Raw genomic sequence first — 20694 nt, 5'->3', positions numbered from 1 at the left:
AATCATGGGCTCAAGAAGTTGTTTGAATTACCAATCTCGATGATATTATGATTGAAATAAAGGCAGCCTCCAGGGGATAGATATGACCAAAAATAAGTTCAAGGCAACCCATCCACTTTTAAGTCTTATGAATGTGGGAGAGGCAACTTATAAAGACTTGCAATTACTTGAGATTAATTCAATTCCTCAACTTGCTAATGCATGTGCTGATGAACTGTACATACGCCTGCAACAAATTACTGGCCAAGCTCATGATCCATGTGTTTGGGATGTCTTTGCCGCTGCTATAAACGAAGCACGTACAGGTCAAAAACAACCTTGGTGGGAATGGACAAAAATACGAAAAAAAAGGCAACTGGAAGGAACATTTTGTATTTAAAGTATTTAATGTCATTATCATAATATATAATATGCATTTTATTCTTTATCCATAATTCTAATATGAATATTTTTATCAAAGTAATTACTGCGTTAATTGGGGTATTTTTTTTACCATCTGTCATGGCTTCAGGAACTACAACAACTGATATTGGTGTAAGTAAGGATGTTTCATCGCTGGTATTTCAAGTTATTCAAAATCAGATGGTTTTGGACAGATCAACAGTTGAATCGGCATCAATAGTATTACCTGAAAATTCAGCTGACAGTTATGGTGTCCATATTAAATTAAAAACTATTGCCGCCACCAAATTTGGGCAAATGACTGAAAACGGTATAGGAAAACAAGGAAGCTTCATCTTAAATGGTATAGTGATATCAAATCCAATAATTCGAAGCAGGATAGGGGATGAGTTCATTGTAACAGGGTTTACCAAGAAACAGGCCAACCAATTTATTGAAAGCATGACGTCAAAAAATGATTAAAATTAATCCGGTGAAATCATGCTTATCTAATTCACATTAGATCTGAAGATAAGGCTATTTCAACAACATTGTTTGGATCAAACATCGATTTAAAATGTTTAAAACTTTCAAGTCTGGACTCGTCGTTTTGATCACTTGAAAGTAAGTCTTGTCCATATACAGCTATATCTTCGACAATTCGTTCATGTCTGTAATAAGACAAAATTATTTTATCAACGTTTATTTTACCATAACCTTCATAAAAATAATTGATTTCATGGTGTTTATTCCATACATTACCAATGCCACCGCCAATGAACATCAAATCACGCTCTTTTGGCGCTAACATGGGCTCATCCCAATCAATAATGTAAATAGATTCCTCATTAACGACCAACACATTGCCCGCATGTACATCAGAATGACACAGCACATATTTATCTAAATCAGGTTGAATTTTTTTATATAATTCTTCTGATGAATCGACTAATCGATGAATTGAATCGATATTTTGATTAAAAAAAGATTTGAAGTCAGCGGTAATTTGATCATCTGAATCATCAAATCCAATTTTACTATAAAAGGACCGAACTATTTCACGCCATTTAGGCGAGTAAGTTTCTTTCCTTAATCGTTGCTGAATAGCGGCGGGAACAGAAGTTTCATGAATTTGTCTTAACACTTTTCCAAGCTGTTGCCACTGTTTTTCTGTTAAATTTTGGGTGAAACCATTGGGCGCATCAATAAATGGATACACTATTATTTTAAAATGATCTATTTGTTGAAATAATTTCGCATCACGCGTGTAGATAGGAAAAATAATTTCTTTTATTCCAGAATCATGCAAGAGGCGAATGATTGATAAATTAATTTCATCATGATGGCCGTATTTCAGTTTTACGAAATAAGAATTGGATTCTGAATCCGCTTTATATCCAAAGGCATTCATATCAGCACCACCCACGATGAGTTGTACTGCATGAATATCAATTCCATAATAGACTTTCAAAAGCTCAATGAGTTGTTGATCTGGAATATTATTTCTTAGCATAAGAGTCAGTTATTGTTTGGAAATTAGTATAATGGTAAAGCAAACAATATAATCGGAATACTATTATTACCTGGATTCAACGCATAAAAAAGTGTTTGCAACTGGAGTTTAACATGGTGGAAAAGAATAAAGATAAAGTTTATCAAGTATATGACGAGATCGTTGACTGGTTTGATGATAACCGCACTAAAGATTTGACTATGGAGAAACTTTATTTAGATTTCATTCAAAAATGTCTCAAACCTAAAAGCAAAATATTAGATGTAGGTTGTGGTACTGGAGAACCTATAGCCCAATTTTTAATCAATGAAGGCTACGATGTAACCGGAATAGATGCCAGTAGAAAAATGATTAGCTTGTGTAAGCAACGATTTCCAAAAAACAAATGGATTTTAGCAGATATGCGTACTTTAGATTTGAATGAAAAATTCCATGCGGTTATTGCGTGGCATAGCTTTTTTCATTTACCTCACGATGATCAAAGAATGACTTTAAAGTTACTAGCTTCCTATGTTGATCAAAATGGTTTATTAATCTTTACATCAGGACCTGAATACGATGAAGTTTGGAGTAATAATGGAGGATACGATTTATACCATGCATCTCTTTCTACCGAAGAATATGAACAGATACTTATAGGTAATAATTTTAAGGTACTGGCGCATAAAATTAGAGATCCAGATTGTGGAGACGCGACGGTTTGGGTTGCCAAAAAAAACTAGTCGCACTTATTAGTTGAATTCACGGTACTATAATCGACATTAAGTCTGATTATCAAAATAATCAGACTTAATGTGGGTGTGTATGGTGAACACCGTTAGATAATACTGCAGTATTGGTAAGCAGTTAATGAACCCTACTTGTTCTGGGCATAATATCGATTGCTTTACATTTAATTTACTCTCTAACCGATTGTGCTGATAAACAAAACTTCGCTAGCTGATACCTTCGTGAGGCCATGATGGCCGTGCACAAGAGAGCAGCGGAATTGCTAAGTGAAATGCCATTAAATAATAGTAATCCATCCATATGTTAAGGTTTAAAATCTTTTAATTCATTATCTAGATCCCTTCCAAGTTCAAAGGCTTGCTTTGCTGCATGCGATGACTTAACAGCAAAAAAACCGCTCTGATTTGAGGAACCCAAGTTTGATATACTTTTTATAAATATATTTATACTGTTTAGAAGTTGCTTTGAGAGATTCTGTAAATAACCTTCCGATTCTAAGTCTTTCTGTAAAAATGGAATGGTACTTTCTATCATTCGTTTCGCTGTATCGGCAAAGTCATAGATTGACTCTAGAGAAGGATTTGAAAATGCTTCATTTTTATTTTTCCTCAGCGACTCCAGTAATTCATTGGCTTTAATTTTTGTATCAGGATAATGAAGACCTATATCTTTTATTTTTTCTCCAAATTCATTTAAAATTTTATCAATATTGGTACTAAGATTATAGAGTTTTTTTGTAAAAATTATTTCATCTCTCCAGGCATTATAATCCTTTTGTGTCTTGAAAAACTCCCCTCTTACACCTGCTTTTGCAAGTCGTCGCTCAATTGATATACCACTACTATGTATCAAGGTTTCTGGAGATTTAAAATAATAATCAAACTCATCATTTTTCATTTTCAAAAATTGTTCTTTAAGCTTTCCAAGTTCTATGGTTGGGTCTAGTATTTTTTTATCTTGAGATGCTGGAGTATTGGGTAATATAACGGTATTTTTTTTTGTTGTATCAGTTACTTTACGTTGTTGTTCTTCTTCTTCTTTAAGTTTTGCTAATTCTGCTTTTGCTTTAGAAGTTCTTTCATCTCTCAAGGGAGCATCATCAGATTCAAGAGTACTTGGAGATAAATCAGTATTTTTTCTTGCAGAAATTACTTCTTCTATCCAGGAAAAACAATCTTCATCTGTCTTAAAAAACTCCACTTTGAGGCCTATCCCTAAGAGGCGAGCCAATATCAAAGAGACACTACTAGGTGAGATATCTCCTTTGTTAAAGAAAAAATTAAAATCGTTATTTGTCATCTTCACACATGTTTCTGTAAACTTTATTAGTTCAGCTGAAGGTTTCATAATTTAGTCTCCGTATAGGGTGTGCTATCTTTGATTATTTAAGTACATTTTGTTTAATAATTGTATTATAAATTTATAAAACAATCAATGTGACTTGCTGTCACCGAGTTGGCTTATAAGGTTTAATTCTTGTAGAGTTATATAAACAACGGCTTCTCTAATTAAAGTTTCATTTGACTTTCGTTTCCATGATCATGAGTATGTTCAGGCTCAGAGGATATATTTTTTTCTTGTGGAAGAGAATTCAGTTTTTTATTTAAATCACTAATTTCAGAAAGTACTTTAATTTGTTGGTCATAACGCTTCTCATCAGCATTTTGTAATAATTTTTCGTTGCCGGTAATAAACCTTAGAAATTTTTTAAACCAGCTGACCTCCTCAGGTTTGGGAGGTTCAGTTTTCAAGGTCTCTTGTACTCCACTAATAAAACTTTCAACAGCTTTATCATAGTTTTCTATCGCTTTCTGAATTTTTGTTTCCTCTGGAAGCATATTATAATCTTCATTGTTTGGGTTCATAAGATCAGATACAGTTTGCAGTTTGTCACGCATTGTACTGCTGTTAGGTATCGTTATTCCTGCTGTATTCGCTTCATCGATTAATTTCAAGAGATCTTGTGACATTTTTAGAATATCGAGTGGGTTTATTTCTTTAGCTTGTTTAGGCAAACCGTTCAAAGTCACTTCACTGGCAAGTTTTTCCAGGGCAGGCATAATTGAAATAAACGCTGTATTTTTCAGATTACTATCATCAGTATTATCCAGCATCCTTTGCCCATAGCTTATTATTGCAGCCTTCAGGAATTGCAGAGCAATTTCTTGTTCATCACCCTGAGCAGTTTTTAAAATTGCCTCATAATTATCCCGCCCTATCGCTTCAATAACCTTTGGATGAAGTGCAGTCCTATCTTCATTAAGTAAAACAGGGATAATCCCATTTAAATTTTCCTGTATGTGTTCTCTCAATCCATTAGGTTTTTGATGTATGGCTTTTAACTCTTCATAGTTCGGAGCTGGGAAATGATACGCATCAAATATTCTTGATAATTTTCCTGTTGTACTTCGACTGGCTTCTATTATTTTACCAGGTTGATTTGTTTCACCGTTAGGGTCATGTTCTTTGGTTAGATGTTCGATTAAATGTTCTTTAAAGTACTCAACATAAGAATCTCTTTTTTTCTGATGATGAGAATGATGAAGATCTTTCCACTTTTGTCTTGTCATAATAATTTCTTTGAGAGTTATAATATATTAACCTTATACTTATTATTATATTACAAATGCTCAAATAATGATTTTTTAGATCAAAAAATTTTCATTTTGATATGTATTTTTTAGTTTTTAAATTGTATAACGTATGGGCATTACATGCGTTTTATAACTCGGCAATAAAGCATTTGCTACAAATTAAAAATGGAACCACCCATTTGAGTCTTTATAAATCCGTTCTAAACTAATATCTCTTGATAGCTAGCTTTTTGCTTGGTTATTCCCATGGAGATCTTGAGCATTTATATAAACCCATGCATTAACTCCTGAGTTCAATTTCACATTCACACGCTTATATTCAGAGACTTCATATTTATCTGCTTGTGCTAACTCTTCTTTACTAATAGTAAATACAATACCTGTAACTCTGTCTAAGGGATTTCCGGTATATGAAATAATGGGATGGAAATTATCACCACTTGTCGCTACAACGTCTGAGTTTTTAATTTCAACTTGAGATAGTTTGAATCCGTGTAATGTATCTTCCCGGCCCTCCAGTTTTCTACCGAAATTGGCAATTTGCACTTTTTCATAACGTAAGGTGCCGTATGAAAATAACTTCTCTGTGTGTGCCTGATTCATAAAATCTACCTCTTTAAATAAAAAATAGTGAATTTTAATCATTTTCTTATTATTATCAAAGTGAGATTTATAAAACCAATAGGAGCAAATGATGTCAAAGTTTTTTAATTTAAAGACAGGTACCTTACATTCTGTAGAATCCTATGCCGGAGCAGTCAAATTGCCTAAACAAGTAAGTCAGGAATCAACAAGAATAAATGAAGAGATTCTCGATAATAATGGTTATCCTTTGATGGCGCCTAAGTTAAGACGCCAAAATGCTAATCAGTTAAGAATGTTTTTTTCCAGTGAAAATAATACTCTTTTAAAGGGATCATATGATCTCGGTGATCGTTCAAACAGAGATCTGACAGAAGTTACAAGTATAATCACTTATCGTTAATTATTATTAGGTATTTGCCAAAATAATAATTAGGCAAGTGCCTAACAAACCAGTTTTTCACTGAACCCCACCTACAAATACAACCTCATTAAAATAGGCAAAGTTGTTAAATCTTCTGACCTGATTTTGTGCCTCAATTAAATACTCCCTAATAAATTCTTAATTATTCTGTACTATAATTTCACAAAAACCCAAGTATAGAAGAGGTAGATTATGGTAAAGAAAATAATTTGGATTTCTAATAATGGTAAACCTAATTTAAAAATGGAATTTGTAAGTGAGGAAGAAAAAAATAAATTTTTCAAGGAAGTAAAGACAAAAGCAAGCGAATTAGGACTAAATTTTCCATTAGTGCAAGGCTCTGGAAATTCTCTTCTGATAGAAGCTTCAAATTACCCAGCTAATCCTTGCGGTTGTTATATATCTCCAGGGGGAAAGTTAGCTATTAATTTTGGAAAAGTGGAATTGAGTCATTTTATATTACCTAAAGTAGGTGTGAAAACGGAGCATGCTGAGATTTTCAAAGACCACAATACTATTTTTTTCCATAAAAATAAGCTTCCAAGTGTGAATTCAGAATTAACGTTTGTACCAATTGGTACACCTGTTATTGTTCCCGTGCCAAAACCGGCGACTACTTCTCCAACATTTTTTAATCCTTCAAAGTCAGGGGATTCTTCGATTTCTATTACTGCGACAGGAAACGTTGATAGTCCGATGATAAGAATTACCTTTCAAAATCAAACAGAGAGAGAGTTTTTTTTAAATAAAATAACAGATAAAGCAAAAAGTTTAGGGGTTAATATTTCAACTCACCCTTTTGAAATCAAAGACCCTAATATGATACTTATTAAACCTTCGAAATACCCCGATAATAAATTAGGTTGTTATATTTCCAAGAATAAGGAGATTGCAATTAATTTTGGGAGGACAGAATTTAGAGACTTTGTGTTGTCTAATCTCGGAGTAAGTTCTCATTTAGGGACCTGCCCAACAAAAAATGAAACAGGTAACGACACTTTCTATTTTCATCAGGAAAATCTTTCTTTAAATGGCCCTTCATTATTGGTAAATACCAAAATAACCAAAGAAATAGAGAAAAATGATTATCTACTCTCTGCTAATGGATCCAAGGCTATTGACTTTGTTTGGAGTAATTTTTTAAAACATCCTTATAATCCTAAACTGAAACAACCAGATGCTAATGTAAAGGCAGCATGGGAGAAGCATGTTGATTGGGAACATTGGTCCAATATGGGGCAGGATTGGTCATTAAATACTCCCTCGGGTTTAGTTCCCAGACCAAATCATGGAATTGCTCATACATTACGAGTTGCACAGCTTGTACCAGTCATTGCTGAATTTTTGAAAGCATATTCAGGTGATCCAAAATTTCAAAAATTAACGCAAAAAGAAATACAAAAAGCGCAATACATGATGTTATTTTCAGTAATTGGGCGTGAAAACGATATGAGCTGGACAGATGCCAATCATTATCAACAGGCATTTAAGGAAGCATACAATGGACAGCACTCCAAACACATCTACGCTACTTTCAAAGAAAATGCTCAAAAAGGCTTTTTAAACCATGTGGTTGCCAATAAATCTTCATTAATTCCTTCGCTATTTTCCGATGAAAGTGAGCTTCAATATTGGGCTGAAGCTTTGGACACCGGTAAGCCCGGAATTTCTTCTGCTTCGGGTATACTTATGGCTCTGGCTCATGATTTGGATCTCATGAGATGCTATGACAAAGGAAAATTTAATAGTTTGAAGATGAAAGATTTAGTTACCAGGCTTGGAGGAAATGAAGAGGCAGCAAAGAAACTGGCTGATTATGCTCATGATCTGATTGTAGCGACTGGGGATCGATGCATGGGTTATGGGGTAACTCAGGATTATAATTATTCTCTTTTTGGCAAATGTAGCCTTGATCCCAATGAGTGTCTAAAGCAGCTTCAAAGTATTCCTAAACCAGAGACAACCTTGGCAAATCAATATGGTATTTGAGATTAAATCTTTTATACTATGGCTGTAGCCAGTTTAAATCGTACGGTTATTTAATTAGCATCCTTTGAATGCAAAGGGTCCTATCTATTGTCCTAAAAAATAAACACTAGCTCGATTGAAATTACTGTCTTGATCTTATATTGTGACTTCACTGAACTGAAAGCGGATAACATGGTTTTTGATCAGTTGAAATAAGGAATATTAATTTTTAGTTTTTTGGTAAAACAGGGAGTATTTATGAAAACAGATCAACCCAAGGTAAAAAAGTTAAGTGATTATAAGAGCCTTGATTATTTTGTAATCCATGTTGATTTGCAAATCGATCTCAGCAAAAAGCCAGTAGAATCCAAAGCACGCCTTACAGTAGTGCCCAACCCAAGTGTTGATTCACATCCAAATGATTTGATATTGGATGGTGAGAATATGACATTAGTATCGTTACAAATGAACGATAACTTATTGAAAGAAAATGAATATGAGCTAACTAAAAATTCTTTAATAATCAAAAACATACCTCAAAATACTCCCTTTACTATAGAAACGACCTCTTTGCTAGGTGAAAATACAGATTTGTTTGGATTGTATGAAACAGAGGGCATGGCCTTAGTCAAGGCAGAGTCTGAAGGATTACGCCGAGTATTTTATTTGCCGGACAGACCTGATAATCTCGCGACTTATAAAGCCACTATCATCGCAAATCAGGAAGATTATCCTGTTTTACTTTCAAATGGTGTGCTAATTGAGAAAAAAGAACTTCCTTTGGGTCTGCATTCTGTAACCTGGCTGGATGATGTCCCAAAGCCAAGTTATTTATTCGCTCTGGTAGCAGGCAATTTACAGCGATCAGTCACTTATTATCAAACAAAATCTGGCCGTCAATTACCGATCGAATTCTATGTACCACCATCAGCTACAGCAAAATGTGATTTTGCAAAGGAAGTATTGAAAGAAGCAATGGCATGGGATGAGCGTACTTTTAATTTAGAATGTGCCTTGAGACAACACATGGTAGCCGGAGTTGATAAATACGCCTCAGGTGCTTCTGAACCAACAGGCTTGAATTTATTTAATACAGAAAATTTGTTCGCAACTCCCGAGACTAAAACCGACTTGGGTATTTTGCGTGTGTTGGAGGTGGTTGCTCATGAATTTTTTCATTATTGGTCAGGAGATCGAGTCACAATAAGAGATTGGTTCAATTTACCATTAAAGGAAGGTCTTACTACTTTTAGAGCAGCTATGTTCAGAGAGGAACTATTCGGTACTGATTTGATAAGATTACTTGATGGCAAGAATTTGGACGAAAGAGCACCTCGGCAAAGTGCCTACACAGCAGTAAGAAGCTTATATACTGCCGCAGCCTATGAAAAAAGTGCTGATATTTTTCGAATGATGATGTTATTCGTAGGAAAAGAATCATTTTTCCAAGGAGTAGCCAAGTTTTTTAAGGATAATGATGGGGGTGCAGTTACTCTGGAGGATTTTATCGATTCACTTAGTCATTCATCTGGTAAAGATCTTCATTCCTTTTTGTCCTGGTTTACTGAATCTGGAATTCCTGAATTGATAGTAACAGATGAGTTTAATCCAGATACAAAGCAATATTTTTTAAAAATTAAAACAGTCAATGGAAAAAATCGCCCCGTTCCTTTCCTGATGGGTTTGCTCGATAGTACGGGAAAAGAAATTGTAGCTGATAAATTATTAATCCTTGATCAAGAGGAAATTGAGTTTCAATTTGAAAATATCCAGGCACGCCCTATTCCATCATTATTACGCAGTTTTTCTGCACCTGTGCACTTGAAATATGACTATTCTTATAAAAATTTATTATTATTGATGCAATACGATACTAATTTGTACAATCGTTGTGAGGCAGCAAAGAAACTTATTTCGGCTTTGCTTAACGATTTTTGTAAAGGCAAAAAAATAGAATTATCTCCCCAGTTCTTTGCTGTTTACAAGGCATTACTTTCTGATAGCTCTTTAAGTGAATGGATGCTAGCTGAGTTAATTACCCTACCCATTTTAGAAGAGTTGATTGAAAATCAGGAAAAACCTGATTTTGAAAAATTAAATGAGGGGCGTCAGTTGATACAAAATGCCCTTGCAAAAGAATTGAAAACGGATTTTTATAATCTCCTTTTTAGAATACAAATAGCTGGAGATGATGATAAACGAAAATTAGAAGGTTTTGATTTGAAACAGGCGGGATTAAGGCGTTTAAAATCAGTATGTTTTTCTTATCTGTTGCATGTTGATTTTGAAAAAACAAAAGAAAAACTGATTCTTCAATTTGAGGATGCTTTAGGCAAAAATATGACCGAGACTGTTTTGGCGTTAAGTATGTTATGTGAAATAAATTGTGAGGAAGCTGATGTCGCATTAGAGGATTATTATCATTACTGGAAAAATGACCCGGGTGCTGTAAATAACTGGTTTAGTATTCAAGCATCAGCGCACTCCCCTCATGTCATAGAACGGGTAAAAAAATTAATGCATCATGGTGATTTTGATTTATCTAACCCTAACAAGGTCTATGCATTGCTGGGCTCATTTATTAAAAACCCATTTGGATTTCATTCTGTTACAGGTGAGGGTTACCAACTGGTTTCTGGTGCCATTCTTGGCTTGGATAAAATTAACCCAACTTTGGCTGCCAATTTGACTGAAAAATTTACTTATTGGGATAAATATGATGTAAATAGGCAAGCTATGATGATTAGCAGTTTAAAATTAATCTATTCTAATGCCACTTCATCCGATGTGAGAACTATGGCAAAAAAGGGATTGGATAAGGTAAAAGAAGATCTCCGATTACCTATCCATTTGACTTTTCATGGGGGATCAATCAACCAGAATAAAATCACTCAATTAATCGCTGATGGAGATAAGGAAAATACCTATTTCTTGCATTGATTTTTATTTTATTATCTGACATGAAACAGCCGAGATGTTGTTCAAAAAGCAGGGGGTGCATACTCCCCTTCTTTATTTTTATAAACTCTTCTCTGCGCCTGGTTTTAAACCAAATACTGCAAGCCCTTGGGTTTTAAACCAAATACTGTCTTCTGTAATGGCATAAGGTTTTAACTCAGGAATTGCTTGTATATTAGAATAACCTGTCGTACAAAAATAACTTTGTCCGACCAGGTGGAATTCTTTAGTGCTTCTTGCAGGGGTTACTAAAATATGGCCTGAGGGTACAAGCTGTATTAATTGTTTAATAAAACTAACAATATCTTTCTCTTTCTCTATTCCATTTTGTACGCCTAAAAGATAAGGAACAAATACTGTATCAAATGTTTTTAATGGATGATTTTTTATCAGATTCTTTAATTCACCCGCATAAAACTCTATATGATGATCTAATTCAAATTCATTTTGAATTCTTAATTGTACAGCTTGTTGAGTGAGTCTCAGCATATAATAAATATATGATTTTCTTAATAATTTAGGGTTAATTACCCAAAATACAGAGTTTTTAATTACTCCAGAGGGTAATTTAAGTAGAGGGGGATACCATTTGGTGAGGGCTGCCAGAAGTTCGCCAATTGAAGGGTATGGTTTTCCATTATTATTGTATTCTCTGTAATGGTAATATTTTTTAAATGCTTTTACCCATGCTATAGTCACAGGGTCTTTGTCATAAACAAGAATAGATTTAGCCCCTGCATGAGCAAATAAAAAAGCGCTATTACCATATCCTGGGATAATTAGGACATTTTTTTCTTTGATTTCATTATGTAAATTATATCGGTCTTCTTCATGACCAGATAAAACAGATGATAAATAACGTTCTGCTCCCATTGGATAAATTAAAACTTCTTTATTATCTGTAAGTCTTGTAACACGCTGCTCTAAAATCCAGTTTATTTCTTGCTTATTGAGAACAGTGCTATAGGTGTTTTTACTTGACATGAATGGGCCTTATATAAAGCGTTTGAACTGGTTGGTGCTTTGTTTAAATAATTTTTGATTATAGTGCACTATGCTATTGATTTAAATTTTCAGAGCAAATCGTATTAATATCATTAATGGCTTCATTGTATTCCTTGTTTGATATTTTTTCTATTTGCTCTATAAAACTCAATAATTTTGTTTTGACACAAGCGCAATAAGCTTGGATAGTTCTTTTATCGTCATCACTTTGGTTTGGATAAATGAGGCTCCATCTGTTAAGACAATATTGTTCAATTGTTTCTGTTGTTACTTCTGATAAAGTTACCTCTTCCTCCAACTCATCCATGGCATCATGTAATATTGTTTGTGGCAGACAATTTCTAATCGCTTTTTGAACTCCTGTTTTATTATCGAGATTTTTAGTTGAAATGCATCGACAATATTTATCTCCAAATTGTTTATATGTTTCTTTGTCAATTGACGGATCCATTTTATTCATCCAGGTCTCAAAGCAATGTGATTGAAGTGTTTCTTGATCCTGAATATTGGGCTCCGAATAAGACAGGGTTGGAGTTATTCCTATAAGACCTGCAACCCATATTGATTTTATAAAATTGAAATTCATCTTTGTCACTCCTTTGATGCTCTATTTTATAGTTTCAGAATAACTTAAATTTAATTAGCTACCAATCCCTTGGTTTTCCGTTAAACCAAAAATAGCCACTTTTCTTTTTCATATTAATCAGGTCATAGATTTCTTGTGCTGTTTCACCAGGAAGTTTTTTTGCATTTTGTGTTCCCATGTTTGTTTTTACCCAGCCGGGGTCAAAACTGGATACAGTCATTTGGGGGAATCTTTCTGCAAGCAATTTAGTATACATATTCAAACTGGCTTTTGACATTTTATAATGTGGTTGAAAGGGGGAATTATTGGAGCTGAATGCTCCCCATCCTGAAGAAATATTAATGATTTGTGCACCATCATTAAATTTGGGGATACATTTTTCAGTTAACTCAATGGTACCAAACAAGTTAATGGCAAAGGTTTCTTTCAATAAGGACATATTAATTTTTTCATCATTCCATGTTTCAAGTAACACGGCAGCATTATTAATCAGCACATCAATTTTAGGTAATTCTTTTACGAATGCATCGATTTGCTCTGGAATGGTCAGGTCTAGCTTATATATTCGCAGGTTTTTATGTTTTATGGGGGATGAGCCAGTGGTGGATGTGCCAATAACAGTCCAATTTTTGCTAAGGAAGATTTTAGCAATTTCCAGCCCTATACCTCTACTGATTCCTGTTATGACGAGAGTCTGCAAATTTAAATCCTCAATCCGTGTCTTATGAAATCAAAATAATTGATTTTTTAACTTTTTGCAAAAACCGGGCTTGCAAAAAAACACAATCTCCGTTTTTAAAAATATCTTTAATTCAGTAAGTTAATGTGTATCCCCTCTTATTGATAACATTTTTTGCCTTGACCTTGCTTTTTCAATTGAAATGAAACATCTAAAATGGGCAAAGAATTAGTAGCTCACGTTATTTTAAAATCCCTGGTTAATACTAGCACAACTTCTCTTTATACTTTTGATTCAAGGAATTCACACTACTATGCACAAGTTTATCCACAGATTTTGTGGATAAATATTTTTGTGATAAAAAATAAATTACATAAGATAACTGTGATGAAATAAGGGAGATTAAGCATAAATCAAGTAACCAGGAAAATATAATTAAAGGATATTAAAAAGAGTTATACACAGGTTGATAAGGCACATAGAAATTTAGAGATCATCTCTATCATAACAAAGAAAAAAGGAAAAAACAGTCTTGACTTAAATTTTTTTCATAAATTTTTTATGGTAAGAATATTATTTTAGTGATGAAGTATTTTTTTTAAGAGGATCGCGTCTTCTACACTATTTTTATCTTTATAATAGTCTTTTTTGATTTCTATTTTTTCAAATCCCATGGTTTCATAAAGATGTAATGCGGCACTGTTACTTGGCCTTACTTCTAAAATAACTGACTCTGTTTGAGTATATTTTGATAAAGAATAAAGAACTGTTTGTAATAGTTTTCGCCCCAAACCCTTGGATTGTAATGGTTTGGCAATGCACAGATTTAATATGTGACAACTGTTATTACTTATTCTGGATATGATATATCCAGCAAGGATCGGGCTATCTCCATTGTTGATTTCCAAAACTCTGCAATCATAGCCAACAAGTACACAATCTCTTAGTATGTCTTTACTCCATGGGGCAATATGAACATTTGTTTCGATAGAATAAACATTCTCAATATCACTATCTTTCATTTTACGAATGTTTAATATCATTCACTACTCCTGGGAATAATCATACTTAATTTATGATGAATTAAATATTAGCAAATATGTTATCAAACATTACTAATGCAAAGTACAGTGTTTAATAATTCTTTAGCTTTTCATTAGACCACTTGTATTACTTGTCACTTTTATTGCCGTGTTGCAAATTTTTCTGTGCCACTCATTTACTGCAACTCCGCTCCTCAAAACGTTTGCACCGCGCCTAAAACAAGATAATCAGCTTATGCAAAGGTTTATTTCATAATTATATACATAATATACATATAACAAGCATCCCTTTGCTCGCCATGAAACAAAGGGAGTGCAGTGAGTTATAATTGGCTACCTGTAATTATTATTTTTTCTTCTTTTTAGGCAAATAAAGATCTGTTATAGTGCCCTCAAATGCCTCTGCTGACTGGGCTATAGTTTCTGAAAGAGTTGGATGAGGGTGAATAGTAAGAGCGATGTCTTCAACATCACAACACATTTCAATGGCTAAGGCAGTTTCTGCAATTAAATCACCGGCATTAATCCCAACAATACCTGCTCCCAGGATACGGTTAGTTTCAGGGCAGAATAGTAATTTGGTCATTCCCTCTTCTCGCCCCATGCTGAGCGCACGACCACTAGCAGCCCATGGAAAGGAGGCTTTCTCATAGTTTATTCCTTTTTCTTTTGCCTCTTTTTCTGTTAAACCAGCCCAAGCTAATTCTGGATCGGTATAAGCAACACTAGGAATACATTTTGGTTCAAAATAATGCTTTTTCCCTGCAATGACTTCTGCCGCAACTTTCCCTTCAGGGATTGCTTTATGTGCGAGCATTGGTTGTCCATTGACATCGCCAATAGCAAAAATATGAGGAACATTCGTTCTTAATTGATTATCAACGGGAATAAAGCCACGCTCATCCACTTTGACTCCGGCTTTTTCAGCGTTGATTGCTCCACCGTTAGGTTTCCTGCCTACTGCAACAAGTACTTGCTGGAAGCAAAGTGGTTTATCGGTTGCATGTTCTCCTTCCATTGAAACATAAATACCATCTTTTTTGGCTTCAACAGCAGTCACTTTAGTTTTTAATAGAAATTTGACTCCTTTTTTAATCATTCGCTTTTGTAGTATGTTGACCAGGTCAGTGTCAGCATTCGGAATTAATTGATCCATAAATTCAACGACTGTCACATTGACTCCCAGCGAAGAATAGACAGTTGCCATTTCCAAACCAATAATACCACCGCCTAATACAAGCAAGTCACCTTTGATATCGGCGAGCTCTAATGCTCCTGTAGAGCTAAATATTCGTTTATCTTCTGGTATAAATGGTAATTTAATGGATTCCGAGCCTACAGCAATGATGGCATTATCAAATTCAATTTCTACAGTCCCTTCTTTTGTTTCAACAATAATTTGATGGGTTCCTGAAAACTTACCTATTCCGGTAATTACTTCTACTTTTCTTTGTTTGGCAAGAGCTTTTAGTCCTCCGGTTAACTTTGCAACGACAGAGTTTTTCCAGGCAACCAATTTTTTATTATCAAATTTAGGTTTACCAAATGCCACACCTTGCTCTGACATTTCATGGGCTTCATCCACTACTTTAGCAATATGCAATAATGCTTTTGAGGGAATACAACCAACATTTAAACAAACCCCACCTAATGAGTCAAAACGTTCTACCAAGACTACCTTTTTATCTAAATCAGCAGCTCTGAAAGCCGCTGTGTACCCTCCTGGTCCACTACCTAGTACTACTACATCTGTCTTAATTTTATTAGCCATAAGAAGCCTCATTAAAAAATATGTTTTCCGGGGTTATTGATATTTCATTCGGAAGCAGGAAATACCAATAGCTCTATTTCTCTATATGTCAGAGTAAAACTCTTCTGATATCACCTAAACAATCACAAAGAAAGCGAGTAAACCGGGCTGCCTCAGCACCATCAATTACCCTATGATCGTAAGAAAGTGAAACAGGTAACATCAATCTGGGCTTAAACTCTTTGTTGTCGTATACGGGTTTTATTACTGATCTGGATAAACCTAAAATTGCAACTTCCGGGCTATTTACAATAGGAGTAAATGCCGTTCCACCTATACCGCCAAGGCTGGAAATTGTAAAACAACCGCCTGACATATCAATAGGTGTTAATCCCTTTTCTCTAGCTTTCGTACTGAGTCTGGACATTTCCTTCGCAATATCAATCACACTTAATTTATCTACATTCTTTATTACGGGTACTACCAGACCATTAGGTGTATCAACAGCAATACCTATATTATAATATTTTTTATAAATTAAATTTTCACCACTGGCATCCAATGATGCGTTAAATTGGGGGTAAGCATGGAGAGCTTTACAAACTACGCTACAAACAAATGCTAAGAGGGTTAATTTGTAATCTTGATTTTTGGCACTCTCTGACTCTGATTTTCTAAACGCTTCCAAGTCTGTAATGTCTGCTTCATCAAATTGAGTGACATGTGGAATGCTTATCCAGGAGCGATGTACGTTTATGCCAGTAAGCTTTTTAATTTTGTTTAAAGGCTTTGTTTCTATTGAACCAAATTTACTAAAATCTATAACTGGATTTGATGGTAAATTGAAGCTTCCCGACGTAGTTTTTTCACTTAAACGTGCTTTGATATAATTTTGAAGATCTTCTTTTGTAATACGAGATTTTCTTCCACTCCCCTGAACCAGAGATAAATCGACTCCAAATTCTCTTGCCAATCTTCTTACAGATGGGCCTGCAGATATTAAGAGATTCTTTGATTCAGCTATCTCCAGATTGCTAATTGATGTTGGTTCAGATTTTAGTTCTTCATTTGATTTCTCAGTTTCTTTGATAGGTTGTTCCGATATATTTTTAATCTGATTTTTTTCGATTTCAGATGCCTCAGGCATTGCAGAAGTCTTTAAAATTAGAATAGGAATACCTTGTGATACTTTATCTCCTAATTTAATTTTCATTTCCATGACTTTACCAGCATAGGGTGAAGGAATATCCATCGTTGCTTTATCACCCTCTAATGTAATTAATGCCTGGTCTTTTTCTATTTCCATCCCCGGTTTGACTAAAATATCAATGACATCAACATCGGTTGCGCCACCAATATCCGGAATGGATACTTCAATGTCTTTGGAGCCAGGTGTAGATGCGGTTGTTTTTATATCGACGGGTTGTTCTTCTGATTTGGTTTGCAAATTCTGTTTTTCTGATTCGGCCTTTTGCTCCAGAGAGCTGGAAACATTTATGGTTGAATCTGACTTTGCTTTGATAATGAGATCGCCTTCTGAGACCTTGTCACCTACGTTAACAAGGATTTGCGTTACCGTTCCAGAAATTGGAGAAGGGATGTCCATGCTTGCTTTTTCCGATTCAAGCGTAATCAAGGGTGTATCCACTTCAATTGAATCACCTTCCTTAACTAAAATCTCAATGACATCAACTTGAGTAGCGCCACCGATATCAGGAATTTTAATTTCACTTTCTTTTGTCATATTTTCCTCAGCATTCAGTTAAACCGGAACTGTGTTATGTTCTGATTAATTGTTTAACTAATGGGTCATTGGGTCCAATTTATCCGGATTAATATTGTAACGTTTCATGGCATCGACAACTTTTGTTTTGTCAAGCGTTCCTTCAGCTACCAGTGCATTTAATGCTGTCAAGACTACAAATTTTGCATCAACTTCAAAGAAATGACGGAGTTGTGTTCGAGTATCACTTCTGCCATAGCCGTCTGTACCTAAAGTAATATAACGATTAGGAACAAAAGGTCTGATTTGATCTGCGTAAATGCGCATGTAGTCAGTGGTAGCAATAACAGGTCCACGACGTCCCTTTAATTGAGATGTAACATAGCTTTCCTGAGGTTTATTTTTGGGGTGCATGTTATTGTATCGTTCAACAGTCAAGCCTTCTTTACGCAGCTCATTGAAGCTGGTTACACTCCAGATATCCGATGTGATTGAAAAATCTTCTTCCAACATCTCTGCAGCTTTGATAACTTCACGCAAAATAGTACCGCATCCCATTAGTTGGACATGGTTTTTTGACTTTTTCTTATTCTCTTTTAAAAGATACATTCCTTTGATAATACCTTCCTCTACTCCTTCAGGCATATCGGGGTGAGAGTAGTTTTCATTCATAATAGTAATGTAATAAAACACGTTTTCTTGTTTTTCATACATACGATGTAAGCCATTTTGGATGATAACTGCTAATTCATAAGCGTATGTGGGATCATAAGAAATACAATTGGGTATGGTTGATGCTAAAACATGACTATGTCCGTCCTGGTGTTGCAATCCTTCTCCTGCCAATGTCGTTCGTCCAGCGGTTCCACCGAGCAAAAATCCCCTCGCTTGCATATCTCCTGCAGCCCATGCCAGATCACCAATACGTTGGAAACCAAACATAGAGTAATAAATGTAAAACGGGATCATTGCCAATTTGTTTGAGCTGTAAGACGTTGCGGCAGCAATCCAGGAACAAAATGCCCCTGCTTCATTAATACCTTCCTCAAGAATCTGCCCGTCAACTGCTTCTCGATAATACATCACTTGTTCATGATCTACGGGGGTATAAAGTTGCCCTACGGGAGAATAAATTCCTATTTGTCTGAATAATCCCTCCATACCAAATGTTCTGCATTCGTCGGGCACTATGGGAACTATTCTGGAGCTAATGTCTTTATTTTTGAGTAGAGCTGAAAGAATTCTCACAAAAGCCATAGTAGTCGAGATTTCTCTGTCCCCTAATCCCTTTGTAATACCGGAAAACTCTTCCAAATCAGGTATTTTTAACTGTTCTACTTCAGTTGAACGATGGGGCAAATAACCACCCAAAGCTTCCCTTTGTTTTTTTAAATACTTGATTTCAGGACTGTCATCATCAGGCTTATAAAAAGGAATATCAGCAATTTTGTCATCGCTGACTGGAATATTAAATCGATCTCTGAATGCTTTTAGTTGATCGATAGTCATTTTCTTTTGTTGATGAGTAATGTTTTGGCCTTCACCAGCAGCTCCCATCCCGTATCCTTTGATGGTTTTTGCAAGGATAACGGTTGGACTTCCCTTGTGTTCAACTGCTCTGGCATAAGCTGCATATACTTTTTGAGGATCATGACCACCACGATTTAAACGCCAAATTTCCTCATCAGTCATATTTTCAACCATTTTCTTTAGCTCTGGATATTGATTAAAGAAATGCTGTCTTACGTAAGATCCATCGTTCGCTTTATAGGATTGATAATCTCCATCCAGACATTCTTCCATTCTTTTCTGTAGCCAACCCTGATTATCACGGGCAAATAATGGATCCCAACGGCCTCCCCATATGACTTTAATAACGTTCCATCCAGCCCCACGAAATAGACCTTCTAGTTCTTGAATGATTTTACCGTTACCGCGTACAGGCCCATCAAGTCTTTGTAAATTGCAGTTCACTACAAAAATGAGATTGTCCAGCTTTTCTCTTGCTGCAATACTGAGCGCACCGACTGATTCAGGCTCATCCATTTCACCATCGCCTAAAAACGCCCACACTTTACGGCCTTCAGCTTTTATTAAGCCTCGGTTCTCGAGATATTTTAGAAAGCGGGCTTGATAAATGGCCTGCAGAGGACCTAAACCCATAGATACAGTGGGAAATTGCCAAAAATCGTTCATTAACCAGGGATGAGGATAGGAAGATAAACCATCCACCTCTACTTCTTGTCGAAATTTTTCGAGTTGCTTCTCAGTTAATCGGCCTTCAAGAAATGCTCTGGCATAAATGCCTGGAGCCGAGTGGCCTTGGATATAAAGTAAATCCCCGCCGTTTTCTCCTTTTGGTCCCTTAAAAAAGTAATTAAATCCAGTTTCATATAATGTTGATGCCGAAGCGTAAGAGGCGATATGACCACCAAGCTCTGGTGCGTATTTACCTGCTCTAAGTACCATAGCAACAGCGTTCCATCGAATTAATGCATTGATGCGCTTTCCAATTCCCTCATCGGGAGGCATTTGTTTTTCTTCGTGAGGTTTTATAGTGTTTCTGTAGGGAGTATTAATTGAGCTGGTTAGTTTAACCCCCTCTGCATTTGCTTTATTAAGAAGCTGTTGTAAAAGAAATGCAGCACGCTCAGGACCATCATTAAAGAGTACAGCTTGTAGGGCATCCAGCCATTCACGCGTTTCTATTGGATCCAGATCTAAATTTGTTTCATTGGTCATGAAATAGTTCCCCAACA

Annotated in this window: 17 protein-coding genes; 6 read left to right on the top strand and 11 right to left on the bottom strand. The window is 35.3% G+C overall.

Features of this window, described 5'->3' with window-relative positions; all coding sequences use genetic code 11:
• Positions 1-82 precede the first annotated feature (82 nt).
• On the top strand, positions 83-379 hold the full coding sequence (locus CC34_RS0101185) for a helix-hairpin-helix domain-containing protein (RefSeq protein ID WP_028378892.1): 297 nt from the start codon (positions 83-85) through the stop codon (positions 377-379).
• A gap of 62 nt (positions 380-441) precedes the next feature.
• Entirely contained in the window at positions 442-864 is a 423-nt protein-coding gene (locus CC34_RS0101180) for a SecDF P1 head subdomain-containing protein (RefSeq protein ID WP_028378893.1), read from the top strand.
• A 31-nt stretch (positions 865-895) separates the two neighbouring features.
• On the opposite strand, the gene aph(9)-Ia is transcribed toward CC34_RS0101180, so the two are convergent.
• Positions 896-1894 carry an aminoglycoside O-phosphotransferase APH(9)-Ia gene (gene aph(9)-Ia, locus CC34_RS0101175; protein ID WP_028378894.1) on the bottom strand — a complete coding sequence of 333 codons (999 nt, stop codon included), beginning with the start codon at positions 1892-1894 and terminating at the stop codon, positions 896-898.
• Between the two features lie 113 nt (positions 1895-2007).
• On the opposite strand from aph(9)-Ia, the gene CC34_RS0101170 reads away from it, so the two are divergent.
• Positions 2008-2616 (top strand): class I SAM-dependent DNA methyltransferase, encoded by a 609-nt coding sequence (locus CC34_RS0101170; protein ID WP_028378895.1) that lies wholly within the window; start codon positions 2008-2010, stop codon positions 2614-2616.
• Between the two features lie 310 nt (positions 2617-2926).
• On the opposite strand, the gene CC34_RS01000000116065 is transcribed toward CC34_RS0101170, so the two are convergent.
• The 3 genes from CC34_RS01000000116065 to CC34_RS0101155 all read right to left on the bottom strand — a co-directional run bounded on the left by CC34_RS01000000116065 (position 2927) and on the right by CC34_RS0101155 (position 5820).
• A complete protein-coding gene (locus CC34_RS01000000116065) occupies positions 2927-3970 on the bottom strand; it encodes a hypothetical protein (protein WP_050598184.1) in 1044 nt (347 codons plus the stop codon).
• Between the two features lie 161 nt (positions 3971-4131).
• Positions 4132-5193, bottom strand: a complete 1062-nt coding sequence (locus CC34_RS0101160; protein ID WP_028378896.1) for a hypothetical protein — start codon at positions 5191-5193, stop codon at positions 4132-4134.
• Positions 5194-5439: 246 nt separating this feature from the next.
• On the bottom strand, positions 5440-5820 hold the full coding sequence (locus CC34_RS0101155; protein WP_028378897.1) for a gamma-glutamylcyclotransferase family protein: 381 nt from the start codon (positions 5818-5820) through the stop codon (positions 5440-5442).
• An 88-nt stretch (positions 5821-5908) separates the two neighbouring features.
• On the opposite strand from CC34_RS0101155, the gene CC34_RS0101150 reads away from it, so the two are divergent.
• The 3 genes from CC34_RS0101150 (at position 5909) to pepN (ending at position 11131) form a co-directional block, all read left to right on the top strand.
• Positions 5909-6202: a hypothetical protein gene (locus CC34_RS0101150; RefSeq protein WP_027221682.1), complete on the top strand. Its 294-nt coding sequence runs from the start codon at positions 5909-5911 to the stop codon at positions 6200-6202.
• A 213-nt stretch (positions 6203-6415) separates the two neighbouring features.
• Positions 6416-8212, top strand: a complete 1797-nt coding sequence (gene lem10 / locus CC34_RS0101145; protein WP_028378898.1) for a Dot/Icm T4SS effector Lem10 — start codon at positions 6416-6418, stop codon at positions 8210-8212.
• A 237-nt stretch (positions 8213-8449) separates the two neighbouring features.
• The gene (gene pepN / locus CC34_RS0101140) at positions 8450-11131 is read left to right on the top strand and encodes an aminopeptidase N (protein WP_028378899.1); all 2682 of its coding nucleotides are present in this window, start codon (positions 8450-8452) and stop codon (positions 11129-11131) included.
• Positions 11132-11209: 78 nt separating this feature from the next.
• Here pepN and CC34_RS0101135 read toward each other — a convergent pair whose 3' ends face one another.
• The 7 genes from CC34_RS0101135 to aceE form a co-directional block, all read right to left on the bottom strand.
• On the bottom strand, positions 11210-12133 hold the full coding sequence (locus CC34_RS0101135; protein WP_028378900.1) for a hypothetical protein: 924 nt from the start codon (positions 12131-12133) through the stop codon (positions 11210-11212).
• A 73-nt stretch (positions 12134-12206) separates the two neighbouring features.
• Positions 12207-12740: a hypothetical protein gene (locus tag CC34_RS0101130; RefSeq protein ID WP_028379062.1), complete on the bottom strand. Its 534-nt coding sequence runs from the start codon at positions 12738-12740 to the stop codon at positions 12207-12209.
• 58 nt (positions 12741-12798) lie between these two features.
• Positions 12799-13440, bottom strand: a complete 642-nt coding sequence (locus CC34_RS0101125; protein ID WP_028378902.1) for an SDR family NAD(P)-dependent oxidoreductase — start codon at positions 13438-13440, stop codon at positions 12799-12801.
• Positions 13441-13997: 557 nt separating this feature from the next.
• On the bottom strand, positions 13998-14462 hold the full coding sequence (gene rimI, locus CC34_RS0101120) for a ribosomal protein S18-alanine N-acetyltransferase (RefSeq protein ID WP_028378903.1): 465 nt from the start codon (positions 14460-14462) through the stop codon (positions 13998-14000).
• A gap of 346 nt (positions 14463-14808) precedes the next feature.
• A complete protein-coding gene (gene lpdA, locus CC34_RS0101115) occupies positions 14809-16233 on the bottom strand; it encodes a dihydrolipoyl dehydrogenase (protein ID WP_028378904.1) in 1425 nt (474 codons plus the stop codon).
• A gap of 88 nt (positions 16234-16321) precedes the next feature.
• Complete coding sequence (gene aceF / locus CC34_RS0101110) at positions 16322-17956, bottom strand: dihydrolipoyllysine-residue acetyltransferase (protein ID WP_028378905.1); 1635 nt, start codon at positions 17954-17956, stop codon at positions 16322-16324.
• A 57-nt stretch (positions 17957-18013) separates the two neighbouring features.
• On the bottom strand, positions 18014-20677 hold the full coding sequence (gene aceE, locus CC34_RS0101105) for a pyruvate dehydrogenase (acetyl-transferring), homodimeric type (RefSeq protein WP_027227005.1): 2664 nt from the start codon (positions 20675-20677) through the stop codon (positions 18014-18016).
• Positions 20678-20694: the final 17 nt, after the last annotated feature.

Origin of the sequence: Legionella pneumophila subsp. fraseri, assembly GCF_000586315.1 — a bacterium.
In the GTDB taxonomy this organism is placed as follows: Bacteria; Pseudomonadota; Gammaproteobacteria; order Legionellales; family Legionellaceae; genus Legionella; species Legionella pneumophila_B.
The sequence above is the reverse complement of the archived record's forward strand: the minus strand, read 5'-3'. Positions and strand labels throughout refer to the sequence as shown.

What these genes read in the sequence shown, in the direction of transcription:
- CC34_RS0101185 (WP_028378892.1), top strand. Translation starts at nt 83, where the DNA reads ATGACCAAAAATAAGTTCAAGGCAACCCATCCACTTTTAAGTCTTATG.
- CC34_RS0101180 (WP_028378893.1), top strand. Translation starts at nt 442, where the DNA reads ATGAATATTTTTATCAAAGTAATTACTGCGTTAATTGGGGTATTTTTT.
- CC34_RS0101170 (WP_028378895.1), top strand. Translation starts at nt 2,008, where the DNA reads ATGGTGGAAAAGAATAAAGATAAAGTTTATCAAGTATATGACGAGATC.
- CC34_RS01000000116065 (WP_050598184.1), bottom strand. Translation starts at nt 3,970, where the DNA reads ATGAAACCTTCAGCTGAACTAATAAAGTTTACAGAAACATGTGTGAAG.
- CC34_RS0101160 (WP_028378896.1), bottom strand. Translation starts at nt 5,193, where the DNA reads ATGACAAGACAAAAGTGGAAAGATCTTCATCATTCTCATCATCAGAAA.
- CC34_RS0101155 (WP_028378897.1), bottom strand. Translation starts at nt 5,820, where the DNA reads ATGAATCAGGCACACACAGAGAAGTTATTTTCATACGGCACCTTACGT.
- CC34_RS0101150 (WP_027221682.1), top strand. Translation starts at nt 5,909, where the DNA reads ATGATGTCAAAGTTTTTTAATTTAAAGACAGGTACCTTACATTCTGTA.
- lem10 (WP_028378898.1), top strand. Translation starts at nt 6,416, where the DNA reads ATGGTAAAGAAAATAATTTGGATTTCTAATAATGGTAAACCTAATTTA.
- pepN (WP_028378899.1), top strand. Translation starts at nt 8,450, where the DNA reads ATGAAAACAGATCAACCCAAGGTAAAAAAGTTAAGTGATTATAAGAGC.
- CC34_RS0101135 (WP_028378900.1), bottom strand. Translation starts at nt 12,133, where the DNA reads ATGTCAAGTAAAAACACCTATAGCACTGTTCTCAATAAGCAAGAAATA.
- CC34_RS0101130 (WP_028379062.1), bottom strand. Translation starts at nt 12,740, where the DNA reads ATGAATTTCAATTTTATAAAATCAATATGGGTTGCAGGTCTTATAGGA.
- rimI (WP_028378903.1), bottom strand. Translation starts at nt 14,462, where the DNA reads ATGATATTAAACATTCGTAAAATGAAAGATAGTGATATTGAGAATGTT.
- lpdA (WP_028378904.1), bottom strand. Translation starts at nt 16,233, where the DNA reads ATGGCTAATAAAATTAAGACAGATGTAGTAGTACTAGGTAGTGGACCA.
- aceF (WP_028378905.1), bottom strand. Translation starts at nt 17,956, where the DNA reads ATGACAAAAGAAAGTGAAATTAAAATTCCTGATATCGGTGGCGCTACT.
- aceE (WP_027227005.1), bottom strand. Translation starts at nt 20,677, where the DNA reads ATGACCAATGAAACAAATTTAGATCTGGATCCAATAGAAACGCGTGAA.